The sequence below is a fragment of the Georgenia phoenicis genome (assembly GCF_047302425.1).
GTDB lineage: Bacteria > Actinomycetota > Actinomycetes > Actinomycetales > Actinomycetaceae > Oceanitalea.
Window position 1 is genome coordinate 2,932,547 of the sequence record NZ_CP154855.1, and the last position, 24,364, is coordinate 2,956,910.

22 protein-coding genes and 1 rRNA gene are annotated in these 24,364 nt (G+C 71.5%); 16 read left to right on the top strand and 7 right to left on the bottom strand.

What is annotated here, in order from left to right; genetic code table 11:
• Positions 1-222: 222 nt before the first annotated feature.
• Positions 223-1,748 (bottom strand): 16S ribosomal RNA (locus tag AA0005_RS13920).
• A 597-nt stretch (positions 1,749-2,345) separates the two neighbouring features.
• Positions 2,346-3,821: an NAD-dependent malic enzyme gene (locus AA0005_RS13925; protein ID WP_413450735.1), complete on the bottom strand. Its 1,476-nt coding sequence runs from the start codon at positions 3,819-3,821 to the stop codon at positions 2,346-2,348.
• Between the two features lie 204 nt (positions 3,822-4,025).
• Here AA0005_RS13925 and AA0005_RS13930 point away from each other — a divergent pair, with 204 nt between their 5' ends.
• From AA0005_RS13930 to AA0005_RS13985, 12 genes are all read left to right on the top strand, one after another.
• Complete coding sequence (locus tag AA0005_RS13930; protein WP_413450736.1) at positions 4,026-4,598, top strand: DoxX family protein; 573 nt, start codon at positions 4,026-4,028, stop codon at positions 4,596-4,598.
• 85 nt (positions 4,599-4,683) lie between these two features.
• Positions 4,684-5,019, top strand: a complete 336-nt coding sequence (locus AA0005_RS13935) for a carboxymuconolactone decarboxylase family protein (RefSeq protein ID WP_413450737.1) — start codon at positions 4,684-4,686, stop codon at positions 5,017-5,019.
• Positions 5,016-5,300, top strand: coding sequence for a DUF6457 domain-containing protein (locus AA0005_RS13940; protein WP_413450738.1), 285 nt, complete (start codon positions 5,016-5,018; stop codon positions 5,298-5,300). The genes AA0005_RS13935 and AA0005_RS13940 overlap by 4 nt, the downstream gene beginning before the upstream one ends.
• 7 nt (positions 5,301-5,307) lie before the next feature.
• A complete protein-coding gene (locus tag AA0005_RS13945; RefSeq protein ID WP_413450739.1) occupies positions 5,308-6,216 on the top strand; it encodes a 4Fe-4S dicluster domain-containing protein in 909 nt (302 codons plus the stop codon).
• A gap of 61 nt (positions 6,217-6,277) precedes the next feature.
• Positions 6,278-6,607, top strand: a complete 330-nt coding sequence (locus AA0005_RS13950) for a hypothetical protein (protein WP_413450740.1) — start codon at positions 6,278-6,280, stop codon at positions 6,605-6,607.
• 48 nt (positions 6,608-6,655) lie between these two features.
• Positions 6,656-6,883: a Sec-independent protein translocase subunit TatA gene (gene tatA / locus AA0005_RS13955; protein WP_413450741.1), complete on the top strand. Its 228-nt coding sequence runs from the start codon at positions 6,656-6,658 to the stop codon at positions 6,881-6,883.
• Complete coding sequence (tatC, locus tag AA0005_RS13960; protein ID WP_413450742.1) at positions 6,880-7,671, top strand: twin-arginine translocase subunit TatC; 792 nt, start codon at positions 6,880-6,882, stop codon at positions 7,669-7,671. The genes tatA and tatC overlap by 4 nt, the downstream gene beginning before the upstream one ends.
• A 160-nt stretch (positions 7,672-7,831) precedes the next feature.
• Complete coding sequence (locus AA0005_RS13965) at positions 7,832-10,405, top strand: DMSO/selenate family reductase complex A subunit (protein WP_413450743.1); 2,574 nt, start codon at positions 7,832-7,834, stop codon at positions 10,403-10,405.
• Between the two features lie 8 nt (positions 10,406-10,413).
• The gene (locus tag AA0005_RS13970; RefSeq protein ID WP_413450744.1) at positions 10,414-11,052 is read left to right on the top strand and encodes a DMSO/selenate family reductase complex B subunit; all 639 of its coding nucleotides are present in this window, start codon (positions 10,414-10,416) and stop codon (positions 11,050-11,052) included.
• Positions 11,052-12,065, top strand: a complete 1,014-nt coding sequence (locus tag AA0005_RS13975) for a dimethyl sulfoxide reductase anchor subunit family protein (RefSeq protein ID WP_413450745.1) — start codon at positions 11,052-11,054, stop codon at positions 12,063-12,065. The genes AA0005_RS13970 and AA0005_RS13975 overlap by 1 nt, the downstream gene beginning before the upstream one ends.
• Entirely contained in the window at positions 12,065-12,691 is a 627-nt protein-coding gene (locus AA0005_RS13980; RefSeq protein WP_413450746.1) for a molecular chaperone, read from the top strand. Before AA0005_RS13975 ends, AA0005_RS13980 begins: the two co-directional genes overlap by 1 nt.
• A complete protein-coding gene (locus tag AA0005_RS13985; protein ID WP_413450747.1) occupies positions 12,688-13,329 on the top strand; it encodes a molecular chaperone in 642 nt (213 codons plus the stop codon). Before AA0005_RS13980 ends, AA0005_RS13985 begins: the two co-directional genes overlap by 4 nt.
• A gap of 70 nt (positions 13,330-13,399) precedes the next feature.
• Here the strand turns inward: AA0005_RS13985 and gatB are convergent, their stop codons facing one another.
• The 3 genes from gatB to gatC are packed head-to-tail and all read right to left on the bottom strand — an operon-like array spanning position 13,400 to position 16,724.
• Positions 13,400-14,908, bottom strand: coding sequence for an Asp-tRNA(Asn)/Glu-tRNA(Gln) amidotransferase subunit GatB (gene gatB, locus AA0005_RS13990; protein WP_413450748.1), 1,509 nt, complete (start codon positions 14,906-14,908; stop codon positions 13,400-13,402).
• Positions 14,905-16,428, bottom strand: a complete 1,524-nt coding sequence (gatA, locus tag AA0005_RS13995; RefSeq protein WP_413450749.1) for an Asp-tRNA(Asn)/Glu-tRNA(Gln) amidotransferase subunit GatA — start codon at positions 16,426-16,428, stop codon at positions 14,905-14,907. Before gatA ends, gatB begins: the two co-directional genes overlap by 4 nt.
• A complete protein-coding gene (gatC, locus tag AA0005_RS14000; RefSeq protein ID WP_413450750.1) occupies positions 16,425-16,724 on the bottom strand; it encodes an Asp-tRNA(Asn)/Glu-tRNA(Gln) amidotransferase subunit GatC in 300 nt (99 codons plus the stop codon). Before gatC ends, gatA begins: the two co-directional genes overlap by 4 nt.
• Before the next feature lie 74 nt (positions 16,725-16,798).
• Here gatC and AA0005_RS14005 point away from each other — a divergent pair, with 74 nt between their 5' ends.
• Positions 16,799-18,058: a phospholipase D-like domain-containing protein gene (locus tag AA0005_RS14005; RefSeq protein WP_413450751.1), complete on the top strand. Its 1,260-nt coding sequence runs from the start codon at positions 16,799-16,801 to the stop codon at positions 18,056-18,058.
• 8 nt (positions 18,059-18,066) lie between these two features.
• Entirely contained in the window at positions 18,067-19,635 is a 1,569-nt protein-coding gene (locus AA0005_RS14010) for an aspartate:alanine exchanger family transporter (RefSeq protein ID WP_413450752.1), read from the top strand.
• Positions 19,636-19,680: 45 nt separating this feature from the next.
• On the opposite strand, the gene AA0005_RS14015 is transcribed toward AA0005_RS14010, so the two are convergent.
• Together AA0005_RS14015 and AA0005_RS14020 are read right to left on the bottom strand one after the other, a co-directional pair.
• Entirely contained in the window at positions 19,681-20,745 is a 1,065-nt protein-coding gene (locus tag AA0005_RS14015) for a MupG family TIM beta-alpha barrel fold protein (protein WP_413450753.1), read from the bottom strand.
• The gene (locus tag AA0005_RS14020; protein ID WP_413450754.1) at positions 20,742-21,284 is read right to left on the bottom strand and encodes a GNAT family N-acetyltransferase; all 543 of its coding nucleotides are present in this window, start codon (positions 21,282-21,284) and stop codon (positions 20,742-20,744) included. Before AA0005_RS14020 ends, AA0005_RS14015 begins: the two co-directional genes overlap by 4 nt.
• A 96-nt stretch (positions 21,285-21,380) precedes the next feature.
• Between AA0005_RS14020 and ligA the strand changes: the two genes are divergently transcribed.
• Positions 21,381-23,774, top strand: a complete 2,394-nt coding sequence (gene ligA, locus AA0005_RS14025) for an NAD-dependent DNA ligase LigA (protein WP_413450755.1) — start codon at positions 21,381-21,383, stop codon at positions 23,772-23,774.
• Positions 23,775-23,813: 39 nt separating this feature from the next.
• Positions 23,814-24,320: a DUF2087 domain-containing protein gene (locus AA0005_RS14030; protein ID WP_413450756.1), complete on the top strand. Its 507-nt coding sequence runs from the start codon at positions 23,814-23,816 to the stop codon at positions 24,318-24,320.
• The last annotated feature ends 44 nt before the right edge of the window (positions 24,321-24,364 follow it).

Below are 24,364 nucleotides of genomic sequence, written 5' to 3' on the forward strand. Positions count from 1 at the left end.
AGCACACACAGTGCGAGAGCCGGCAGAAGGCGGCCACCAGAAGAAACACGCCCACCAGCCACAACCGTGGCCGGGTGCCTGTGTCCTCAGGACCCAACAGCATGCCAAGCATCGATGTTCCACCCATGAGCAACCACCAGGCACACGTGCGGCGCCTGCGTGGCCACCTGACACCACCGATGAACCCCGACGAAGCGGGCGATGATGTGGTGAGCTCCTTAGAAAGGAGGTGATCCAGCCGCACCTTCCGGTACGGCTACCTTGTTACGACTTCGTCCTAATCGCCAGTCCCACCTTCGACAGCTCCCTCCCACAAGGGGTTGGGCCACCGGCTTCGGGTGTTACCGACTTTCATGACGTGACGGGCGGTGTGTACAAGGCCCGAGAACGTATTCACCGCAGCGTTGCTGATCTGCGATTACTAGCGACTCCGACTTCATGGGGTCGAGTTGCAGACCCCAATCCGAACTGAGACCGGCTTTTTGGGATTCGCTCCACCTCGCGGTATCGCAGCCCTTTGTACCGGCCATTGTAGCATGCGTGAAGCCCAAGACATAAGGGGCATGATGATTTGACGTCATCCCCACCTTCCTCCGAGTTGACCCCGGCAGTCTCCTATGAGTCCCCACCATCACGTGCTGGCAACACAGGACAAGGGTTGCGCTCGTTGCGGGACTTAACCCAACATCTCACGACACGAGCTGACGACAACCATGCACCACCTGTACACCGACCTTACGGGGAGCACATCTCTGCACTTTTCCGGTGTATGTCAAGCCTTGGTAAGGTTCTTCGCGTTGCATCGAATTAATCCGCATGCTCCGCCGCTTGTGCGGGCCCCCGTCAATTCCTTTGAGTTTTAGCCTTGCGGCCGTACTCCCCAGGCGGGGCACTTAATGCGTTAGCTGCGGCACGGAACCCGTGGAATGGATCCCACACCTAGTGCCCAACGTTTACGGCATGGACTACCAGGGTATCTAATCCTGTTCGCTCCCCATGCTTTCGCTCCTCAGCGTCAGTAACGGCCCAGAGACCTGCCTTCGCCATCGGTGTTCCTCCTGATATCTGCGCATTCCACCGCTACACCAGGAATTCCAGTCTCCCCTACCGCACTCTAGTCTGCCCGTACCCACTGCAGGCGCAAGGTTAAGCCTTGCGTTTTCACAGCAGACGCGACAAACCGCCTACGAGCTCTTTACGCCCAATAATTCCGGACAACGCTTGCGCCCTACGTATTACCGCGGCTGCTGGCACGTAGTTAGCCGGCGCTTCTTCTGCAGGTACCGTCACTCCGAGGAGCTTCTTCCCTACTGAAAGAGGTTTACAACCCGAAGGCCGTCATCCCTCACGCGGCGTCGCTGCATCAGGCTTGCGCCCATTGTGCAATATTCCCCACTGCTGCCTCCCGTAGGAGTCTGGGCCGTGTCTCAGTCCCAGTGTGGCCGGTCACCCTCTCAGGCCGGCTACCCGTCGTCGCCTTGGTAGGCCATCACCCCACCAACAAGCTGATAGGCCGCGAGCCCATCCCCAACCGATAAATCTTTCCACACACACCCATGCGAATGCGTGTCATATCCGGTATTAGCCACGATTTCTCGAGGTTATCCCGAAGTCAGGGGCAGGTTACTCACGTGTTACTCACCCGTTCGCCACTAATCCACCCAGCAAGCTGGGCTTCATCGTTCGACTTGCATGTGTTAAGCACGCCGCCAGCGTTCGTCCTGAGCCAGGATCAAACTCTCCGTAAATGTCTATCGCCACCCCAAAAGGGGTAACAACCATACGAAGAAACACCCACCACCAAACAGTGGCGAGCGATCCAGGCAAACACCCACCCGCAGAAACGAGGAACCACGGGACGGGCATCAACCAAACAAACTAACGACCCCAGACACCAACCAGCCCCCACCAGACGGAGGGGACACAGCCGACGCCAGGACCATATTTGGCACCAAAAACTTGGCACACTGTTGAGTTCTCAAGAAACAGACACACACCGCCGAAACCCGAGCCATCAGACCCGAACCCCGGACCGGGGCGCTATCTCCATCTGCCCGACACGACTCAGCTCGCTGTGCTCGCGGAGCGAGCGTGGCACTGAACCCTGTCGAGTTCCGACTGTCGGCGCCGTCGTGGCGCCCAGCCGTTCCGGCGGGACCGGCCACCGAGCCTTTCGGCTCTTCGTGTCCGTGCCTCCCTTGCCGGCTCGAGAATCATAGGCAGGCCGCGGACCGCGGGTCAAGCCGACGGCGGACCGCTGCCAGGCGCCCCCAAACGCCCGGGATCTCGCGGAAAGGTCGGTGTCAGGCGTGGGCTCTCAGGACAGATGTGCGCCACGACATACCTCAGGCCTCACCGCCCGGTCGGCGGCCCGGCCACGTGACCCGGGCGTCCTCTGCCGCCTGGTCGGCCAGGGCCGGGGAACGGCCGGCGGCGCGTGCCTCCTCGGCCTCCTCACGCACGGCGTCGGCGACTGCCTCCGCGACCCTGCTGTCGAAGACGCCGGGGATGACGAAGGAGGGGTTGAGCTCGTCGTCGCCGACCACACCGGCGATCGCGACGGCCGCCCGGCGCATCGTCTCCTGGGTGACGTCGCGCGCCCCGGCGTCGAGCAGGCCGCGGAACAGGCCCGGGAAGGCGAGGACGTTGTTGATCTGGTTGGGGTAGTCGCTGCGGCCGGTCGCGACGACGGCCGCGTGCGCTGCCGCGGCGATGGGGTCGACCTCGGGCACGGGGTTGGCGAGCGCGAAGACGATGGCACCCTCCGCCATCCGGGCGACGTCGTCACCGGTGAGGATGTCGCCGGCGCTGACGCCGATGAAGACGTCCGCGCCCTCGAGCCCCTCCTGGAGGCTGCCGGTGAAACCCTCGGGGTTGGTGTTCGCCGCGATCCACTGGTGGTGCTCCCCCGGGGTGTCGCTGCCGGTGTGGATCGCGCCGTCGCGGTCGAAGCCCACGATGTTCCGCGCGCCCTGGGCGTGCAGCAGGCGGATGATCGCCGAGCCCGCGGCGCCGACACCGGCGACGGCGATCCGGACGTCCTCGATCCGCTTGTCCACGACCTTCAGCGCGTTGATGAGCGCCGCGAGGACGACGATCGCCGTGCCGTGCTGGTCGTCGTGGAAGACCGGGATGTCGAGCTCGGCCCGCAGCCGCCGCTCGATCTCGAAGCAGCGCGGGGCGGAGATGTCCTCGAGGTTGACCCCGCCGTACACGGGGGCGAGGGCCTTGACGATCGAGATGATCTCCTCGGTGTCGGTCGTGTCGAGGCACACCGGCCAGGCGTCGACCCCGGCGAACTTCTTGAACAGGGCCGCCTTGCCCTCCATGACGGGCAGCGCCGCCGCGGGCCCGATGTCGCCGAGACCGAGCACCGCCGTGCCGTCGGTGACGACGGCGACCGTGTTGCGCTTAATCGTCAGGCGCCGGGCGTCCTCGGGACGCTCCGCGATCGCCAGGCACACCCGGGCCACACCCGGGGTGTAGGCGCGGGAGAGGTCGCGGCGGGTGCGCAGCGGCACCTTGAGACCCACCTCGATCTTGCCGCCCAGGTGCATGAGGAAGGTGGAGTCGGAGACCTTCTGGACGTGGACGTCGTCGAGCGCGTCCAGGGCGTCCACCACCCGCTGGCTGTGCGCCCCGTCGATCGTGTCGCAGGTGAGGTCGACCGTGAGGTGGTCCGTGCTCGACTGCGCGATGTCGACGCCGGTGACCGAGGCACCCTGTGCGGCCGCCGCCGCCACCAGCTCGCTCGTGGCCGCCTGGGAGGCGGGTACCTGCACACGCATCGTGATCGTGTAGCTCGGGCTGGGCAGTGCCATCGGTGTCATGTCCTCTCGCCGTGGCCGCGACTTCGCGACCACCGCCATTATCGGCCACCCGCGCCGCTCGGCACGGGCGCGGGACGGGCGTGGCGGGACCCGGCGAAAAGTCGGGACCTTGGCCCCTGCTGCCGGACAAGTCCGACCGTCACGCTGTGTATGACAGCAGTCACACAGCACCACCAAGCAGCGAGGAGCACTCCGATGGCATCCACGACCACTCCCGCCAGGGCCACCGCGCCAGGCTCCGGCGGCCGGACCCTGTACATGGACGACGTCGTCACGCGGCCCGGCGCGCAGGCCGCGCTCGCCGTGGGACGCATCGTCATCGGCTTCTACTTCCTGTGGGCCTTCCTCGACAAGACCTTCGGTCTCGGCTTCACGACGCCGAGCGAGCGGGCCTGGATCAACGGCGGCACCCCCGCCCAGGGCTACATCGGCAACCTCCCCCCGGAGCAGCCGCTGGCCGAGCTCTTCCAGTCCCTGTTCCTCAACCCCTTCGGCGACATCGTCTTCATGCTGGGCCTCCTCGGCATCGGCGTCGCGATGCTCACCGGGGCGGGCCTGCGCATCGCGGCCGTCAGCGGCACCCTGCTCATGGCCTTCATGTACGTCGTCGCCCTCCCGTGGGTGGGCGAGCACGGCACCAACCCGATCCTCGACTCCCACTGGATGGAGGCGCTGCTCCTCATCATCGCCGCGGTGACCCTCTCCGGTGACAAGTGGGGCCTGGGTAAGTGGTGGGCCGGCAAGGTGGGCAACAGCTGGCTTCGCTGACCCGCTGCACGCGCCGAGGACCCCGCGGTCCTCGGCGCTCGTGCGTCCCGATCCGCCGCGAGGAGCCTGTGCCACGATGACGCCCATGGACGAGAACACCGAGTACCTTCCCGAGGTCTACCAGTCCTTCCGTCGCCGGTTCGGTGACGTCGTCGAGCGCCACGACGCCGTGGCCCGGGCGGTCGACGCCGTCGGCCCGCTCGACGAGCAGACCGTCCGCCTGGTCAAGCTCGGCATCGCGCTCGGCGCGCAGGCCGACGGCGCGGTCCGCTCCAACGTCCGCAAGGCCTTGGAGGCGGGGGCCAGCCGCGAGGCGGTGGAGCAGGTCGTCCTGCTCGGACTCACCACTCGCGGCTTCCCCGCGACCATCGCGGCCTGGAAGTGGGCAAGCGAGGTCCTCGAGGCGGACGAGCAGCCATGAGCGACGAGCGGATGGTGCAGATGCGGGAGTGGCTCGAGGAGGTCTGCGCCGAACTCGGCCTGGACCCCGCCGTCCTCGACGGGACCACCGACCAGCTCCTCGCGCTCGTGGGCCAGGTCGCCCACGGCCCCACCCGTCCGGGCGCGCCGCTCACCGCCTTCCTCGTCGGCCTCGCCGCGGGCGCCGGGGGCCGCGAGCTCGACACCGCCGCCACCGTGCGGGGCGTGACCGAGCGGGCCGACGCCGTCGAGCGCCTCGTCGCCTCCCGCCCGGCGCACTGACGCCGCCGTGGCCGATGCCGTCCGGGCGCTGCTGCGCTGGCTGGCCGCGCACGACTGCCCCGAGCGCGTGCTCCTCGCGTGCGCGGACGCCGAGCTGCCCCGCGTCGCACGCGGGACCGTCGTCGTCCGCCTCGAGGGCTGCGTGCGCGACGTCGGCGTCGGCCTGCCCGCCCAGCTCCTCGCGTCCGGCGTGGGCGCCGTCGAGGTGCTGCCCTGCCCCGATGCCCCTGACGCGGCGGCCGCCCACGTCGCCGCGTGGAGCGCCGTCCTGCCCGACGGCGTCACCCCCTTCGTCGCCCCGCGGCGCGGGCGGTCGCGCCCCGAGGTCCTCGTCCTCGGACGCATCCCGCTCCCCCGCCGGACGCTGCTCGGGCTGGGACTGCGCGACACCACCCCGCTCGACCTCGAGCTCGACGACGCAGCCCGCACCCTGGCGGCGCTCCGGCTGCTCGAGGAGTCCGGCCGTGCCCGCCCCCGCGAGGCGCCCGCCGTCGAGCATCCCGCGGCCACGCGGCTCCTCGTCGACGGCTGCACGGCCTGCGGCGTGTGCGTGCGCGCCTGCCCCCACGACGCCCTCGTCCTCGAGCACGCCGACGGCACGAGCACGCTGACCCACCTGCGCGAGCAGTGCCGCTCCGAGCACGAGTGCGTGCGGCTGTGCCCCGTCGACGCCTACTCCGCCGCCGGTCCGCTGCCGCTCGCCGAGCTGCTCGAGGAGCCCGTCGTCACCCTCGCGCGGCTCACCACCGCCGCCTGCGAGCGGTGCGGGGCGAAGCACCCCGCCGACGAGGGCGCGCTGTGCCCGACGTGCCGCTACCGCGGAAGCAACGCCTTCGGCTCGGCACTCCCGCCGGCGCTCCTCGCCCGGCTGGCGCCGGGACAGGGACCACGGGCGGGAGCGCACGAAGGGGACTAATGCCCCACAACCGCCCCTCGCGGCGCACCTAGCCTGGCAGGAGCCGGCGTGAGGAGGGGCGATGAACCTGTTCGGCATCAGCTCGGTCGAGCTCGTCATCGTGCTCGTCGTCGTCGTTCTCGTCCTCGGACCGTCCGGCTTCGCGCAGGCGCTGCGCGCCTTCCGTCGGGGCGTGGAGCTCGTGCGTGCGTGGAGCGCCCGTCTGCGGGAGGAGGCGCAGCACGACTCCGCCGCCCTCGGCGTGGAGGAGCTCGACCTCTCCTCCCTCGACCTGCGCCAGTACGACCCGCGCGAGATCGTCCGCCAGGCCGTCCGCGAGGAGATGGACGCCTGGATGAAGCAGGGCGGGCCGGGACCGAAGTCCGACCTTCCGCCCGGAACGGGCCGTTAGTTTCGAGTGGACGGCCACGACCGGGCCGTCCTGACGCTGGGAGAACCCGTGAGACCCACCCACATCCTCATCCTGCTCATCGTCCTCGTCATCCTGTTCGGGGCCAAGCGGCTGCCGGACGTCGCCCGGTCCGTCGGGCAGTCGATGAAGGTCTTCAAGAAGGAGATCACCGAGCTGCAGGAGGACGTCTCCCCCGCAGCTCCCGCCGCCCCTGCCGCCCCGGCACCCGCGCCCGCCGCACCGGCTGCCGGTGAGACGGCACCGACGGACAGATGAGGTCGCACCGACGCGCCAACCCGGAGCGGGCCATGAGCGTCGGTGCCCACCTCCGCGAGCTGCGCAAACGACTCGTCCTCGTCCTGCTCGGCCTCGCCGTCGGCACGACGGCCGGCTGGTTCCTCTACGAGCCGGTCATGGCCTTCCTCCAGGAGCCGCTGACCGACTTCGGCGGCAGCTCGCAGCTGAACTTCCAGACCATCGGCGCAGCCTTCGAGCTCCAGCTCAAGGTGGCCTTCTGGGCGGGGGCCATCCTCTCCAGCCCGTGGTGGATCTACCAGCTCGGCGCCTTCATCGGCCCGGGCCTCAAGCGCGGGGAGAAGATCCACGCGCTGGCCTTCGGCGCCGCGGGCATCGTGCTCTTCGCGGCGGGGGCCGTGTCCGGCGCGCTCGTCGTGCCACGCGCGGTGACCGCGCTGCTGTCCTTCGTCCCCGACGACGCCGCCGCGCTCCTCAGCGCGACGTCCTTCGTCAGCTTCTTCATGTACCTCGTGCTCGCCTTCGGGCTGTCCTTCCTGCTGCCCGAGCTGCTCGTGGCGCTCAACTTCCTCGGGGTGCTCCCCGTGCGCACGATGCTGCGCGGCTGGCGCTGGGCCGTCGTCGTCGCCTTCACCTTCGCCGCGATGATCAACCCGCTGCCCAACCCGGTGTTCATGGTGGGCCAGGCCCTGGCGCTCGTCGGGCTCTACCTCCTCGCGGTCGGGGTGGCGGCGCTGCGCGAGGCGGCCCTGCGCCGCCGGACGGCGCGCGACGACGCGCCGACGGCGTCGCCCGTCTCCCCCGCCTGACGCGCCCGCTCCCCCGCGCGAGGCGACCCGCGGGTACTCGCGCGACGCCGTCGTCGGACGACGGCGTACCCGACCGGGCTTGGACGAAGGTCCTCCGATCCGCCTCCGGGCCCGTGGTCCGATGTCCACAGTTGTTGATCTTCTCGCTGGAGGCGACGAAATGAGTCAGACGAGCACCCTGGCCCCGGGCACCCGCCCGGGCCCCAGCCGGCGCACCTTCCTCAAGTGGTCCGCGGTGACCGGTGGGGCCGCGGCCCTCGTGTCGACCGCCTCCCACCTCGGGATGCCCGGTACGGCCCCGGCGGCGGCCGCGGAGGGGTTGGCCGACGCGGACAGGACCGTCTGGTCCGCCTGCACCGTCAACTGCGGCTCCCGGTGCCCGCTGCGTCTCCAGGTCAAGGACGGCACGGTCGTGCGGGTGCTGCCGGACAACACCGGTGACGACCAGCTGGGCAGCCAGCGCGTGCTCGCCTGCGTCCGCGGCCGCTCCATCCGCCACCGCATCTACAACCCCGACCGGCTGAAGAAGCCGATGAAGCGCAAGCCGGGGACCAAGCGCGGCGATGAGCAGTGGGAGGAGATCTCCTGGGAGCAGGCGCTGGACGAGATCACCGACAAGATGAAGGAGATCAAGGCCCAGTACGGCAACGAGGCCTTCTACATCAACTACGGCACCGGCACCCTCGGCTCGACCATGGCCTGCTCCTGGCCGCCGGACGCCACCCCGTTCGCGCGCCTGATGAACACGTGGGGCGGCTACCTCGACCACTACTCCGACTACTCGACGACGGAGATCACCCAGGCCTACCCGTACTTCTACGGCAGCTGGGTCAACGGCAACTCCTTCGACGACGCCGCCAACGCCCAGCTCCAGGTGATGTTCGGGAACAACCCGCTCGAGACGCGGATGTCGGGCGGCGGCCAGCTCGCCGTCACGCAGATGACGCGCAAGGAGCACGGGGTGCGCACGATCGTCATCGACCCGCGCTACTCCGAGACGGGCGCGATCCTGGGCGACGAGTGGGTCTCGATCCGTCCGGGCACCGACGCGGCCCTCATCGCCGGGATGATCCACGTCATGCTCACCGAGGGGCTGCAGGACCAGGACTTCCTCGACACCTACTGCGTCGGCTTCGACGAGCACACCCTGCCCGAGCGGGCGCCGGCCAACTCCTCCTACCGCTCCTACATCGAGGGCCGCGGTCCCGACGGCGTGGAGAAGACCCCGGAGTGGGCGTCCCGGATCTGCGGCCTGCCCGCCCAGCGCATCCGCCAGCTGGCCCGCGAGATCGCCGGCGCCAAGCCCTGCGCGATCACCCAGGGCTGGGGTCCCCAGCGTCACGCGAACGGGGAGAACAACGCCCGCGCGATCTTCCTCCTCGCCTGCGTGACCGGGAACGTCGGCATCGCGGGCGGCGGTACCGGAGCCCGTGAGGGCGCGCAGTCGCTGCCCTTCGTCAAGCCCTTCAACACCGGCACGATCAACCCCTCGAACAAGATCATCTCGGTCTTCTCCTGGCTCGACGCGATCGACCACGGCCCGGAGATGGACACCTTCAACGCCGGCGTGTGCGAGAAGCCCGCCCCCGGTGTCCGGGACAACAAGGTGCCTGTCGACGAGAACGGCGAGCCCACGAACGTCAGGCTCGACGTGCCGATCAAGATGGTGTGGCAGTACGGCGGCAACTCGATCGTCAACCAGACCGGTGACAACAACCGCTCGGTGGAGATCCTCCAGGACGAGTCCAAGTGCGAGCTCATCGTCGTGTGCGACATCCAGTACACGGTCTCGGCCCGCTACGCGGACTACATCCTGCCCGGCACCTCGACGGCCGAGGAGTTCGACGTCCACCCCGGTGAGAACGGCGGGCCCATGGCCTACGGGATCGTCTCCTCCCAGGCCATCGAGCCGCTCTACGAGTGCCGCAGCATCTTCGACATCTGCACCGAGATGGCGCGCCGCCTCGGCACCGAGCCGGAGTTCACCGAGGGCAAGAGCCGCGAGGACTGGCTGCGGGAGACCATCGAGGCCACCCGCGAGAACGACCCCGACCTGCCCACCTACGACGAGTGGAAGGAGCTGGGGATCTACCGCAAGAACCTCGGCCCCGCGATCTCCATGGCGGACTTCCGCTCCGACCCCGAGGCCAACCCGCTCGCGACGCCGTCGGGCAAGATCGAGGTCTACTCCGACCGGCTGGCGGCCATGGCGGAGAAGTGGACCTTCGGGGTCTTCCGGCCCGAGCAGCCCGGAGACAAGCTGACCCCGCTGCCCGAGCACGTCGACACGTGGGAGGGCGCCCTCGCCGCCCGCGAGTCCAGCGACCACCCTTTCCAGGTCATCGGCCACCACTACAAGGCCCGCACCCACTCCTCCTACGGCAACGTCGACTGGCTCAAGGAGGCGCACCGCCAGCAGGTGTGGCTCAACACCCTCGACGCCGCCCGGAAGGGCATCGAGAACGGGGACGAGGTCTTCGTATACAACGACCGCGGCACCGTCCGCCTCGAGGCCAAGGTGACCGAGCGCATCGCGCCCGGTGTCATCTCCATCCCGCAGGGGGCCTGGTTCGACCCGCGGCCCGCGTCGGAGGTCACGCCGCCGCCGCAGGCCAACCCCGACCGTCCCGTCGACATCGCCGGCTCGGTCAACTCACTCACCTCGCTGCACCCCTCGCCGCTGGCGAAGGGCAACGCCGTCCACACGACCATCGCCAACGTGGTCAAGGCCTAGGGAGCATCATGACCGACACCTTCACCGAGGCCGGGGCGGACTACGGCTTCTACTTCGACCAGTCCGCCTGCACCGGCTGCAAGGCCTGCCAGGTCTCCTGCAAGGACAAGCACGACCTGCCCATCGGGGTGAACTGGCGCCGGGTCGTGGAGTACTCCGGCGGCTCCTGGCAGACCGACGGCGACACCTTCACCCCCAACGTCTTCACCTACTACACCTCCATCGCGTGCAACCACTGCGAGAACCCGGTGTGCATGCAGGTGTGCCCGACCACCGCGATGTCGATGCGCGAGGACGGCACCGTGTGGGTCAACGAGGACAAGTGCGTGGGCTGCCGCTACTGCGAGTGGGCCTGCCCCTACTCGGCCCCGCAGTTCAACGTGGAGACCGGGCACATGTCCAAGTGCGACCTCTGCTACGACTACCGCGAGCAGGGCCAGAACCCCGCCTGCGTCGACGCCTGCCCCTCCCGCGCCCTGGACTGGGGCCCCATCGACGAGCTGCGCGAGAAGTACGGCGACACCGACGCGATCGCGCCGCTGCCCGACCCCTCCATCACCAAGCCCCACCTGGTCATCACCCCCCACCGCGACGCCCAGCCCTGGGACGCGGCCACGGGGCAGATCGCCAACCCGAAGGAGATCTGATGAACATCCACGAGCTGCCGATGATCATCTTCACCGTCATCGCCCAGATGTGCGTCGGCTCCTTCGTCGTCCTCGGCGCCATCCAGCTGCTGGCCTCGCGGCGCCACGACACCCGCACCGTGGAGCGGCTCACCGAGCCGATCGTCTACGCGATCGGCCCCGCCATGGTCCTCGGCCTGGCCGCCTCCACGCTCCACATGAACGACATCACCAACACCCTCAACGTCTTCCGCCACGTCGGCAGCTCCTGGCTGTCGCGGGAGATCGTCTTCGGGATGGCCTTCGCCGGCCTGGGCTTCGGCTTCGCCCTGCTCCAGTGGTTCAAGATCGGCACCTTCCGCCTGCGCCAGCTCCTCGCGGCGGCGACGGCGGTGGCCGGCATCGCCCTCATCTGGTCGATGTCCCAGATCTACTACTCCCTCGTCACCGTCCCGGCGTGGAACACCCCGGTCGTGCCCTTCCACTTCTTCGCGACCACGCTCATGCTCGGCGCCCTCGCCGTCGGCTGCGCACTCGTCGTCACGACGTGGGTCCGCCGCCGCACGGCGACCACCGGCGGGGCGGGGGCGGCCGCGCCCGCACAGGAGCCGCCGTCGTCCGGCGGTGTCCTCACGGCGGTGCGCACCCGCGTCGAGGAGATCAACAAGCCGACGACGACGGCCGAGTGGGCCCTGACCACCCGGACCATCCAGTGGCTCGCCGTCGTCTCGGCGGTGGTGGGGGTGGCGGTCCTCGTCTCCTACCCGCTCCACGTCGCCGACCTCGCCGCCGACCCGGTGGGTGCCGTCTCGGCCGAGGTCTTCTCCGGCGCCTTCTTCACCGCCCGCCTGCTCCTGCTGGGGCTCTCGGCGGTGCTGCTCGCCCTGTTCGTGTTCCGCACCGCGACGAGCACCGTCCTCGAGCGCCCCCGGCTGCTCACCGGGCTCATCACCGCGGCCTTCGTCGTCGCGCTGGCCGCCGAGCTCATGGGCCGCTCGCTCCACTACGACTCGATGCTCCGCATCGGCATCTGATGGACGAGCTCCTCGCCCAGGGGGCTCGGGTCGGGACGGCAGGCTTCGTCCTGTCCCGCCTCCTCCTCGAGCCCCCGAGCCAGGCGCTCGCGGAGAGCTTCGCCTCGCCGCAGATGCGCGAGACGTGGCCGCTGCGTGACGCGCACAGCCTCCACGCCGTGGAGTCGGTGAGCGCCGAGCCCCTCGACGCCCTGGCCCGGGACCACGCGACGATGTTCCGCCGTCGTCCTCCGCTCGTGCCGCTGCACGAGTCGGCGTGGCGGCCCAGCGGCACGGACCGCGACGCGCTGCGGGAGGAGCTCCTCACCACCTACGCGGGCACGACCTTCGCGGGGCTGCCGACGCCGGTGGACGACCACCTCGGCTACCAGCTCGCCTACCTCGCCGAGCTCGCCACCCGGGTGGGGCGGTGCCACGCGGCCGGCGACGTCGCGGGCGCACTGGACGCGGCGGAGGCGGCCACGCGGCTGCGCGCCGAGCACACCGACCACGTCGTCGGCCCCGTCGTCGAGAGCATCGCCCGACACGCCCGGACCCGGCTCTACCGGGCCGTGCCCGGACTGCTCCGTGGTTTCCTCAGCGGGCACACCGCCCTGTGCGCCACCGTCCTCCAAGGAGTCTCGTGACCGACACCGACCAGCTCGACGACCTCGCCGCCGCCTTCGCCGTCCTCGGCCGCTTCCACCAGGAGCCGCCCGACGACGACGCGCTGGCCGGGCTGCGCGAGCTCCTCGACGAGTGGCCGCTCCCGGGCACGCCAGGCGCAGAGGAGGGGCTGCGGCTCATATGCGCCTCGCGCGACGCCGGTGAGGACGCGGCCGCGATCCGCCGCGACCACGCCTGGCTCTACGGGACGCTGGCCACCGCGAAGGTCGCCCCCTACGAGTCGGTGCACCGCGGCCAGGAGCGGCTCGTCTTCGACGCCCACACCCTCGAGGTGCGCGACGCCTACCGCGCCCTGTCGCTCCAGGCGCCGCACCTCAACCGGGAGCCGGACGACCACATCGGCCTCGAGCTCGACTTCGTCGCGCAGTCCTGCCTCCGGGCGCTGGACGCGCTGGAGCAGGGCTCCGCGAGCGACGCCGAGCGCTACGTCCGCCACGGCGCGGACTTCCTGCGCACCCACCTGCTCGAGTGGGCGCCGGAGATGCTGGGGCGCGTGGTGGCCGAGGCGGACACCGCGTTCATGCGCGGCCTGGCGCAGCTCTCCCTCGGAGCACTCGACAGCTACGCCCGCTTCACCGGCGTCCCCCAGCCGGAGTAAGCCCCCCAAACGCCGACAGCGGAGTTGTTCCGAGGAACAACTCCGCTGTCGGCGTCTTTGGGGGTGTCGGTCAGGCGCCGACGCGCTCCATGATGAGCTCGCGGACGCGGGCGGCGTCGGCCTGGCCCTTGGTGGCCTTCATGACCGCACCGACGATCGCGCCGGCCGCCTGCACCTTGCCGCCGCGGATCTTGTCCGCGACGTCCGGGTTGGCGGCGAGGGCCTCGTCGACGGCGGCGATGAGGGCGCCGTCGTCGGAGACGACCTCGAGGCCACGGGCGACGACGACCTCCTCCGGGCCGCCCTCCCCCGCGAGCACGCCGGCCAGCACCTGGCGGGCGAGCTTGTCGTTGATCCGGCCGGAGTCGACGAGCGCGGCGAGCTCGGCGACCTGCGCCGGCGTGATCGCGAGGTCGCCCAGGTCGACGTTGACGCCCTTGGCGGTGCGGGCGAGCTCGCCCATCCACCACTTGCGCGCGGCGGCGGCGTCCGCGCCGGCGGCGACGGTCGCCTCGATGAGGTCGAGCGCACCGGCGTTGACGACGTCGCGCATCTCGGCGTCCGCGTAGCCCCACTCGGACTGCAGGCGCCGACGGCGCAGCGCCGGCAGCTCGGGCAGGCTCGCGCGGATCTCCTCCACCCACTCCCGGCTCGGGGCCAGCGGCACGAGGTCCGGCTCGGGGAAGTAGCGGTAGTCCTCGGCGTCGGACTTCACCCGGCCCGACGACGTCGTACCGGTGTCCTCGTGCCAGTGGCGGGTCTCCTGGACCACGGCCTCACCCGCGTCGAGCACGGCGGCCTGGCGGGAGATCTCGTAGCGCACCGCCCGCTCGATCGAGCGGAAGCTGTTGACGTTCTTCGTCTCGGTGCGGGTGCCGAGCGGCGCGTCCGGGCTCGGGCGCAGGGAGACGTTGATGTCCGCGCGGACGTTGCCGCGCTCCATCCGCGCCTCGGAGACGCCCAGCGCCCGGAAGAGGTCGCGCAGGTTGCTCACGTAGGCGCGGGCCACCTCCGGGGCGCGCGCACCGGTGCCGGTGATCGGGCGGGTGACGATCTCGACGAGCGGCACGCCGGCGCGGTTGTAGTCCACGAGGGAGTGCTCGGCGCCGTGGATACGGCCACCGGAGCCGCCGATGTGGGTGTTCTTGCCGGCGTCCTCCTCCATGTGGGCGCGCTCGACGGCGACGGGCACGACCGTGCCGTCCTCGAGCTCGATGTCGACCTGCCCGTCGAAGGCGATGGGCTCGTCGTACTGGGAGGTCTGGAAGTTCTTCGGCACGTCCGGGTAGAAGTAGTTCTTCCGGGCGAAGCGGCAGGTCTCGGCGATCTCGCAGCCGAGGGCCAGGCCGATGCGGATGGCGTACTCCACGGCCGTGCGGTTGACCACCGGCAGGGTCCCGGGCAGGCCGAGGGACACGGGGGTGGTGTGGGAGTTCGGCTCGCCACCGAAGGCGTTGGGGGCGCCATCGAACATCTTCGACGCGGTCCCGAGCTCGACGTGGACCTCGATCCCGATGACGGGGTCGTAGCGGCTGATCGCGTCGTCGAAGTCGACGAGCGCGGGCGTGGTCGCGGTCATCGGGCGGCCTCCTGGGAGACGGTGGTGGGCAGTGACGGGGCGTCGGCGAGCAGCCGGTGCCCGCGGCTCTCGTCGAGGAGACGCTCGAGGACGGCGCCGACCCGGTAGAGCCGGGCGTCCTGACGCGCCGGGGCCAGGGCCTGGAAGCCGACGGGCAGGCCGTCGTCGCTCAGGCCGCTTGGCACGGAGATGCCGGGGACGCCGGCGAGGTTCGCCGGGATCGTCGCGACGTCGTTGAGGTACATGGCCAGCGGGTCGTCGAGCTTCTCCCCGAAGCGGAAGGCCGTCGTCGGGGTGGTCGGCGAGACGAGGACGTCGGCCTGCTCGAAGGCGGCCGCGAAGTCGCGCTGGATGAGCGTGCGGACCTGCTGGGCGCTGCCGTAGTAGGCGTCGAAGTAGCCCGCGGACAGCGCGTGGGTGCCGAGGATGATGCGGCGCTTGACCTCGTCGCCGAAACCGGCGCCGCGGGTGGCGGCCATGACGCGCTCGGCGGTCAGCGGGCCCTCGGTGGGCTCGACGCGCAGGCCGAAGCGCATGCCGTCGAACTTCGCGAGGTTGGAGGACGCCTCGGCCGGGAGGATGAGGTAGTAGGCCGCGAGCGCGTAGGCGAAGCTCGGGCACGAGACCTCGACGACCTCGGCGCCGGCGCCGCGCAGCAGCTCGAGCGCGGCGGTGAAGCTCGCCTCGACGCCCGCCTGGTAGCCCTCGCCGCCGAGCTCGCGGACGACGCCGATGCGCATGCCGCGCAGGTCCTGGGCGCCGGCGGCGCCCACGAGGTCGCCGACCGGGTCGGGCAGGGAGGTCGAGTCGCGGGGGTCGTGGCCGCCGATGAGCTCGTGGAGCAGCGCGGAGTCCAGGACCGTGCGGGAGACCGGGCCGGCCTGGTCGAGGCTCGAGGCCAGGGCGATGAGCCCGTAGCGGGAGACGCCGCCGTAGGTGGGCTTGACGCCCACGGAGCCGGTGACGGCGGCGGGCTGGCGGATCGAGCCGCCGGTGTCCGTACCGATCGCGAGGGGTGCCTCGAAGGCGGCGACGGCGGCCGCGGAGCCACCGCCGGAGCCGCCGGGGATGCGCTCGAGGTCCCAGGGGTTGCGGGTGGGGCCGTAGGCCGAGTGCTCGGTGGAGGAGCCCATGGCGAACTCGTCGAGGTTCGTCTTGCCGAGCATCGGCAGGCCGGCGGCGCGCAGGCGCTCGACGATGGTCGCGTCGTAGGGCGGGACCCAGCCCTCGAGCATCTTCGAGGCGGCCGTCGTCGGCTGCCCCTTCGTCACGACGACGTCCTTGACGGCGATCGGCACGCCGGCGAGCGGGTGCAGCTCCTCGCCGCGGGCGCGCCGCTCGTCGACGTCGCGGGCGGTGGCCAGCGCCTCCTCCCCGTTGACGTGCAGGAAGGCGTGGACGGCGCCGTCGACCTCGTTGATGCGGTCCAGGTGCGCCTGGGTCACCTCGACGGAGCTGACCTCCTTGGCGCGCAGCCGCTGCGCCAGCTCGGCGGCGGTGGCGGTGGTGAGCTCGCTCATGCGTCCTCCCCCAGGATCTGCGGCACGAGGAACTGGCCGTCCTCGCTCGCGGGCGCGCCGGAGAGCGCGGCCTCCACGGGCAGCGGCTCCTCCACGACGTCCTCCCGCATGACGTTGGTCAGCGGGATGGGGTGGCTGGTGGCGGGCACGTCGGGGCCGACGAGCTCACCGACCTGGGCGACCGCGTCGGCGATGACGCCGAGCTCCCCCGCGAGGCGCTCGACCTCCTCGTTCGTGAGCTCGATCCGGGCCAGCGCGGCGACGCGCGCGACCTCGGCTGCGTTGATGGTGGACATGGGGACCGAGTCTATCGCCCCTCCGTCGCGCGGCCGCGAGGCCCCACCCGGGCACGCTGCTCTAGGTTGGGGCCATGGAGCTGAGCACGGTCCGCCACTGGCTGCGCCCGCGCGTCCGCAGGGCGGTGAAGTGGGGGGTGCTGGGCCTGGCGGGCGCGCAGCTCGCCGCGGCCACGACGATCTGGGGCGTGGACACCCTGCGCAAGCGGCGTGAGCCCCCCGGTGGCGACTTCCCCCGCACCGACCCCGTCGGCGTCGACGTCGGCGACTCCGAGCTCACCGTCTACACCTACGGCGAGGACACCTACGCCGCGATGCTCGAGGCCATCCGCGGTGCGCAGGAGTACGTCTTCTTCGAAACCTTCATCTGGAAGGACGACGCCGTCGGCCAGGAGTTCAAGCGTGAGCTCGTCGCCGCGGCCGAGCGCGGCGTCAAGGTGTACGTCGTCTTCGACTCCTGGGGCAACCTCGTCGTCCCGCCGGCCTTCAAGCGCTTCCCCGACTCGGTGCACGTGCTCAAGTTCCCGCTGTGGCGCCCGGGTCTGCTCACGCTCAACATGCGCAAGTCCGGCCGCGACCACCGCAAGATCGTCGTCGTCGACGGCGAGCGCGGCTTCGTCGGCGGGTACAACATCGGCGAGCTGTACGCCACGCAGTGGCGCGACACCCACCTGCAGGTGCACGGTCCCGCCGTCTGGGAGCTGGACAACGCCTTCGTCGACTTCTGGAACGCCCACCGCAAGCCGCACCACCCCGAGCTCGAGGACCGCGGCGCCCACGCCTGGGACTCACGGATCCGGGCGGCACGCAACACCCCGTCCTCGATGCTCTTCCCGGTGCGCGGCGCGTACATCGACGCGATGGACCGGGCCGTCCAGCACGTCTACATCACCCAGGGCTACTTCATCCCCGACCCCGAGTTCCTCGAGTCGATGCTCGGCGCGGCGAGGCGGGGGGTGGACGTGCGCGTCCTCATCCCCGAGGTGTCCAACCACGTCCTGTCCGACTGGGTGGCCCGATCCTTCTACGACCGGATCCTGCGCGGTGGGGTGTCCATCTGGCTCTACCAGGGCGCGATGGTCCACGCGAAGACGGCCACGGCCGACAGCAGGTGGACGACGATCGGCACGACGAACATCGACCGCCTCTCGATGATCGGCAACTTCGAGATCAACCTCGAGATCCACGACCGGGACCTCGCCGCGCACATGGAGAAGGTCTTCGAGACGGACCTCACCAACGCCCGGCAGCTGACGCTCGAGGAGTGGGAGCGGCGGCCCTTCCTCGCGCGAGTCGGCGAGGAGCTGCTCCACCCGCTGCGCTGGCTGTTCTGAGGAACCACGTGATCGAGCTCCTCGCGGACAACCCGCTGCTGACGATCATGCTCGTCGTCGCGGCCGGGACGCTGCTGGGCATGGTGCCCTTCGGGCCGGTGCGCTTCGGGGCGGCGGGGGCGCTGTTCGTCGGCCTCGCGGTCGGGGCGCTGGACCCGCGGCTGGGTGAGGGCTTCGGCCTGGTCCAGACCCTGGGGCTGGTGCTGTTCGTCTACATGGTCGGTCTCGCGGCGGGGGGCCGGTTCTTCCGTGACCTGCGCACGCAGCTGCCGCTGCTCGCGGCGGCGGTCGGTGTGCTGGCGGTGGTGGCGGGGGCCGCCGTCGTCCTCGGGCGCGTTCTCGACGTCCCGGCGGCGATGGTGGGCGGCGTCTTCGCCGGCTCGCTCACCGCGACTCCCGCGCTCGCCGCGGCGACGACGGCGACCGGGACGCAGGAGCCGGCCATCGGGTACTCGCTCGCCTACCCGCTCGGGGTGGTCGTGACGATCCTGCTCGTCGCCGTCGTCGTCTCCCGCCCGTGGACGTCGGCACGCGACCCGCAGCCGCGGGCCGGCATCGGGCTCGTCGACGTCAGCGCCGAGGTCCTCCACCCCGGCCCGCTGCGTGACATCCCCGGGTACACGGAGGGCACGGTGCGCCTGTCCTACCTCGAGCGGGACGGGCAGATGGGCGTCGTCGACGAGGACGAGGAGCTGCGGGCCGGTGACCGGGTCGTCGTCGTCGGCTCGCGGCAGGCCGTGCACGACGCCGTCACGCACCTGGGGCGGCGGGTGCACCGGCACCTGGCCCACGACCGCTCGGTCGTCCACTTCCGGCGCTTCGTCGTCTCCGACCGGCGCGTGGCCGGCCGCACCGTCCACGAGCTCGACATCCCCGGCCGCTTCAACGGGGTCGTCACGCGGGTGCGGCGGGGTGACACCGACCTGCTCGCCCACGAGGACCTCGTCCTCCAGCTCGGCGACCGGGTGCGGGTCGTCTTCCCGCGCGGGCAGCTGACCGCACTGTCCGAGCTCTTCGGCGACTCCGAGCGGCGGGTGAGCGAGATCGACCCGCTCTCCCTCGGCTCTGGCGTCGCGGTCGGGCTCCTCCTCGGGCTGCTCACCCTGCCGCTGCCGGGCGGGGTGGCCTTCGCGCTCGGCTCGGCGGCCGGACCGCTCGTCGTCGGGATGGTGCTGGGGCGGCTGGACCGGACCGGCCCCATCGTGTGGACGCTGCCGAGCTCGGCCAACCTCACGATCCGCCAGCTCGGCCTGCTGCTCTTCCTCGGGGCCACCGGCCTGGCCTCGGGGCAGGCCTTCGTCGCGCAGGCCTTCACCGGCCTGGGGCTGCGGGTGGTGCTGGCCGGTGCGGTGCTCACCGCGCTGGCCGGGGCCGGCTTCGTCCTCGCGGCCCGGCTGCTCGGCCAGAGCACGGCCCGCACGGCGGGCGGGCTGGCCGGCTTCGTGGGGCAGCCGGCGATCCTCGCCTACGCGGGCTCGCGGGTGACCGACGAGCGGGTGGAGGCGGGCTACGCCGCGCTCTTCGCCGTCGGGATGATCGCCAAGATCCTCCTCGTCCAGGTCGTCGTCATCCTCTGAGCATCCCCTCCCACACCCCCTTCGCCTTCGTGTGCTGACCGCGGGTCAGCGGAGGCGGAGACGGACGGGCTGGCCGGGGCCGATGCGGGAGAGGAGGTCGCGGTCCTGGGCGACGACGTGGCCCACGACGTTGACGGTCGCGTCCGCGGGCAGGTCGCGCCGCTGGATCGCGATCTCGCCCTTGTAGCGGCCGGCGCCGTCGTTGTCGACGGTCACCGAGCCGAGCGCACGCCCCACGGTCGGGCCGGGCGGGATCGTCACGTCCGCGAGCGCCGCACGGGCGCCCTCGAGGCGGACCATCGCGGCGGCGTCGTCGGTGCGGTTGCGGTCGACGACGGCGAGCCGCTGGGCGACGGCCTGTGGCACCGGTGCGCTCAGCTCGACCTCGAGCTCGACGACGCCCTCGAGGGCCCACGCCCGCCACGCGCGGCGGGTGCGCTCGGACAGGGACGGGTCACCGACGAAGATGTCGTCGATACCGGCGCGGCGCAGGTCCAGCGCGGCGGCGAGCGGGTGGACGTCGCGGTGGCGCTCGAGGGTCGGCAGCCCGAAGCCGAGCGGGATGCGCCGCAGGCCGTCGCCCGGCACCCACGCCTGCACGGTGAAGCCGAGCTCGTGGAACATCCGGGTCTGGGAGTCGAGGAACTCGTCGGACAGGCCGGTCCACGGCTTGGGGTAGAAGTTGTGGGAGATGCCGATGCCCTCGGTGCGCATCCCCATCCCGACGAGCCGCTCGTAGTCGCCCGGGGTGGCCGTCGAGGCGTTGAACCAGATGGGGATCGAGCGGGACAGCGCGACGATCTCCTCGTCGCTCAGCCCGTAGTCCACCCGCAGCGCGGTGACGCCCCAGTCACGCATGGTGCCCGCCGTCGTCACGTCCAGGCCGACGGCGGCGAGGGAGGGGCCGGAGATGTCGACGACGAGCCCGAGCCCGGCGTCCTGCGCGAGCGCCCCCACCCGCTTCATCCGGGCGCGGAAGTCGCCCTCGGGCTCCTCGGGCACGTGGAGGGAGCCGAAGAGCATGGTGAAGCCGTCCTCGCGGGCGGTGGCGCAGACCTCCTCGGCGACGTCGAGGTGGCGGAAGTAGGCCGACAGGCCGAAGCTCGTCACGAGTCCTCCCCGAGAGGCAGGCGGTAGACGCTGAGGGTGGGGGCGGTGCCGTTCGCGAGCGCCTCGGGGTCCCAGTTCGCCACCCAGTCCCGTGCGGGGACCCGCTCGAAGCCGTAGCGCTGGTAGACGCGGTGGGCCGAGGACATGGCGGGCAGCGAGGACAGCACGAGCGCGTCGTACCCGCCGGCCCGTCCGAGCTCCTCGGCCGCGGCGAGCAGAGCGAGGGAGACCTTGCGTCCCTGGTGCTGCGGTGCGACGGCGAGCATGCGGATCTCGAGCTCACCGGCGACGGCGACCTCCGCCTCCGCCGTGCCCGCCTCGGTGAGCGTGAGGCCGCCGAGCACCTCCTCGCCGTCGTAGGCGGCGAGGACGGCGACGACGTGCGGCAGCCGACCGGCGACGTCGCGCAGGTCCTGGGCGTAGCCGTCGTCGGGCCCGATGACCTCGCCGGCGACGTAGGCCGCGGCCAGCGCCTCGCCCAGGCGCTCGGCATCGGCGGGGTCGACGGGGCGGACCTCGACGGTGCGGACGGTCCCCACAGGACCTCACCTCCTCGCTGGCGGATGATCGGCCGTTCGGCTCTCCCGCGGCACCCCGAACCGGCTCCGGCACAGTCTGGCAGGCACTCCGGGCCGATGTCGCCAGGCCTTCGTAAACTGGCCGGCGTGGCACACACCGGACCCGAGCCCGTCACCCTCCACGAGGCACGCGAGGAGGCCCTCGCGCTGGCCGAGCGGATCACCGCCGCGCGCGAGGCGTACTACGGGCAGGACACCTCCCCCGTCGACGACGCGACCTTCGACGGGTGGATGCGGCGCCTGGAGGACCTCGAGCGCCGCCACCCCGAGCTGCAGAGCCAGGACTCCCCCACCCAGCGCGTCGGGGCGCCCGGGGCGACGGACCTGCCCACCATCGAGCACGCGGAGCGCATGCTCAGCCTCGACAACGTCTTCTCCCCCGAGGAGCTGCGGGAGTGGTGCGCGAAGACCGAGGCGGCGGCCGGGCGGCGGGTGGCCTGGTTGACCGAGCTGAAGATCGACGGCGCGGCCGTGTCCCTGCGCTACGAGCACGGTGTGCTCACGTCGGCGGCCACCCGCGGCGACGGTCACACGGGCGAGCTCGTGACGAGCAACGTGCGGCGCCTGGGCCTCATCCCGGAGCGCCTCGCCGGGGAGGGTCACCCTCCCCTCGTCGAGGTGCGGGGGGAGGTGTTCATCCCCGTCGCCGCCTTCGAGGAGCTCAACGCGCTGCAGGCGCGGCTGCGTGACCGCGCCGTCGAGGAGGCGCGTGAGCGCGCGGAGGCGCGGGGGCGCCCCTTCGACGAGGAGCGGGCGCGCGAGAGCGCCGCCCGTCGGTTCCCCGCCTTCGCCAACCCGCGCAACGCCGCGAGCGGTGGGCTGCGCCAGCTGCTCGACAAGAAGACCGGTCTGGAGCGCGAGGCCGGTGTGGCCCGGCTCCAGTCGCTCTCCTTCTACGCCCACGGCTTCGGCGCCTGGGACGACCCGCCCGTCGCCGCCCAGAGCGAGGTCTACGACCTCCTCGCCGGCTGGGGCGTGCCGGTGAGCCCCCGCACGCGCGTGCTGCACGACGTCGACGATGTGCTCGCGTTCGTCGAGCAGTACGGACGCGAGCGGCACGAGATCGAGCACGAGCTCGACGGCGTCGTCGTCAAGGTCGACGAGTTCGCCCTGCACTCCGAGCTCGGCCAGACCAGCCGGGCGCCCCGCTGGGCGATCGCCTACAAGTACCCGCCCGAGGAGGTCCACACCCGCCTGCTCGACATCCGCATCGGGGTCGGGCGCACCGGCCGCGCCACCCCGTACGCCGTCATGGAGCCCGTCCACGTCGCGGGCAGCACGGTGCGGCAGGCCACGCTCCACAACCAGGAGATCGTCGAGGCCAAGGGGGTGCTCATCGGGGACACCGTGGTGCTCCGCAAGGCCGGCGACGTCATCCCCGAGATCCTCGGGCCGGTGGCGGAGCGCCGCGACGGCAGCGAGCAGCCCTTCGTCATGCCCGCCGAGTGCCCCGAGTGCGGCACCCCGCTGCGGCCCATGAAGGAGGGCGACATCGACCTGCGGTGCCCCAACGCCCGCTCGTGCCCCGCGCAGGTGCGCGGCCGGGTGGAGCACATCGGCTCCCGCGGGGCCCTGGACATCGACGCGCTCGGGGAGGTGACGGCGGCTGCGCTGACCCAGCCCGCCACGCCCGCCGAGCCACCGCTCACCACCGAGGCCGGCCTCTTCGACCTCCGGCTCGAGCAGCTCGTGCCGATCGAGGTGGTCGTCCGCGACAACGAGACGGGCGAGCCCCGGGTCGACGACGACGGCGAGCCGGTGCGCCGTCGACCGTTCCAGCGGGTGGAGCTCACCTACCCGCCGGGGTACGAGGACGTCACGCCCGCGGAGCGCCGCAAGGCGGGGGTGCGGAAGGACTTCAGGAAGGTCCACCCCTCGAGCCAGGCCGTCACGCTGCTCGAGGAGCTCCAGAAGGCCAAGACGAAGGACCTGTGGCGCCTGCTCGTCGCGCTCAACATCCGGCACGTCGGCCCGGTCGCCGCCCGCGCGCTGGCCGCGCACTTCGGCTCGCTGGACGCGATCCGCGCCGCGGACCGCGCCGAGCTGGCGGCGGTGGAGGGCGTCGGCGGGATCATCGCCGACGCCGTCAAGGAGTGGTTCGAGGTCGACTGGCACGTGGAGATCGTCGAGCGGTGGGCGGCGGCCGGTGTCCGCTTCGCCACCCCCGGCCACCCCGGGCCGGGGGCCGCAGCCGCCACCGGCGGGGTGCTGGACGGTCTCACCGTCGTCGTCACCGGTGCCATCGAGGGCTACACCCGCGACGGCGCCAAGGAGGCGGTCATCGCCGCCGGCGGGAAGGCGGCGTCGAGCGTGAGCAAGAAGACCGACTACGTCGCGGCAGGGCCGGGAGCCGGCTCCAAGCTCGCCAAGGCCGAGGAGCTGGGGCTGCCCATCCTCGATGCCGCCCAGTTCCGCCTGCTCGTCGAGGAGGGGCCGGACGCCCTCGGCTGAGGCGCGTGAGCGCTGCCCGGTCCGGCATAGGCTGACGCGATGGACGACGACGACCGACCGGACTGGCGCCCCGCCGTGGCGGCGCTGGCCAACCCGCACGTGCGGCAGGTCTACGCCCAGGTCGTGCTGGGCGTGGAGACCGACCTGCTCGGTGCGGAGCTGGGCCGCTCGCGCCGGCGGCGTGCCCTCGACAGCCTGCTGACGGCCGGCCTGGTCCGCGAGGTCGAGGGGCGGGTGGTCGAGGAGCCGGGGGCCTTTCCCCGGCTGCTGGCCGGGGCCTCGCGTCCCCGCCCCACCGGGCCGGAACGCTTTCTCGACGGCCGCGGCCGGATCGACCGCTATCCCGCCGACGCCGGAGAGCGGCGCGCCCTCCTCGCGCTCGTCGCCGAGCAGGTGCTCGGTCCCGAGGAGGTCGTCACCGAGAAGGTGCTCGGTGAGCGGCTGGTCCGCTTCGGCCCGGACACCGCCACGCTGCGCCGCTACCTCGTCGAGGAGGAGCTGCTCGAGCGGACCAGGTCCGGCTCGGAGTACGCCCGGGTGCGCTGAGGTCCACCTACGGGTGGACGGCGGGAATCAACCCGCCGGCGGAC

What these genes read in the sequence shown, in the direction of transcription:
- gatC (WP_413450750.1), bottom strand. Translation starts at nt 16,724, where the DNA reads ATGTCCACCATCAACGCAGCCGAGGTCGCGCGCGTCGCCGCGCTGGCC.
- tatC (WP_413450742.1), top strand. Translation starts at nt 6,880, where the DNA reads ATGAGGTCGCACCGACGCGCCAACCCGGAGCGGGCCATGAGCGTCGGT.
- AA0005_RS13950 (WP_413450740.1), top strand. Translation starts at nt 6,278, where the DNA reads ATGAACCTGTTCGGCATCAGCTCGGTCGAGCTCGTCATCGTGCTCGTC.
- AA0005_RS13925 (WP_413450735.1), bottom strand. Translation starts at nt 3,821, where the DNA reads ATGGCACTGCCCAGCCCGAGCTACACGATCACGATGCGTGTGCAGGTA.
- AA0005_RS13975 (WP_413450745.1), top strand. Translation starts at nt 11,052, where the DNA reads ATGAACATCCACGAGCTGCCGATGATCATCTTCACCGTCATCGCCCAG.
- AA0005_RS13935 (WP_413450737.1), top strand. Translation starts at nt 4,684, where the DNA reads ATGGACGAGAACACCGAGTACCTTCCCGAGGTCTACCAGTCCTTCCGT.
- AA0005_RS13940 (WP_413450738.1), top strand. Translation starts at nt 5,016, where the DNA reads ATGAGCGACGAGCGGATGGTGCAGATGCGGGAGTGGCTCGAGGAGGTC.
- gatA (WP_413450749.1), bottom strand. Translation starts at nt 16,428, where the DNA reads ATGAGCGAGCTCACCACCGCCACCGCCGCCGAGCTGGCGCAGCGGCTG.
- AA0005_RS14030 (WP_413450756.1), top strand. Translation starts at nt 23,814, where the DNA reads ATGGACGACGACGACCGACCGGACTGGCGCCCCGCCGTGGCGGCGCTG.
- AA0005_RS13970 (WP_413450744.1), top strand. Translation starts at nt 10,414, where the DNA reads ATGACCGACACCTTCACCGAGGCCGGGGCGGACTACGGCTTCTACTTC.
- AA0005_RS13980 (WP_413450746.1), top strand. Translation starts at nt 12,065, where the DNA reads ATGGACGAGCTCCTCGCCCAGGGGGCTCGGGTCGGGACGGCAGGCTTC.
- AA0005_RS14005 (WP_413450751.1), top strand. Translation starts at nt 16,799, where the DNA reads ATGGAGCTGAGCACGGTCCGCCACTGGCTGCGCCCGCGCGTCCGCAGG.
- AA0005_RS13930 (WP_413450736.1), top strand. Translation starts at nt 4,026, where the DNA reads ATGGCATCCACGACCACTCCCGCCAGGGCCACCGCGCCAGGCTCCGGC.
- AA0005_RS13965 (WP_413450743.1), top strand. Translation starts at nt 7,832, where the DNA reads ATGAGTCAGACGAGCACCCTGGCCCCGGGCACCCGCCCGGGCCCCAGC.
- ligA (WP_413450755.1), top strand. Translation starts at nt 21,381, where the DNA reads ATGTCGCCAGGCCTTCGTAAACTGGCCGGCGTGGCACACACCGGACCC.
- gatB (WP_413450748.1), bottom strand. Translation starts at nt 14,908, where the DNA reads ATGACCGCGACCACGCCCGCGCTCGTCGACTTCGACGACGCGATCAGC.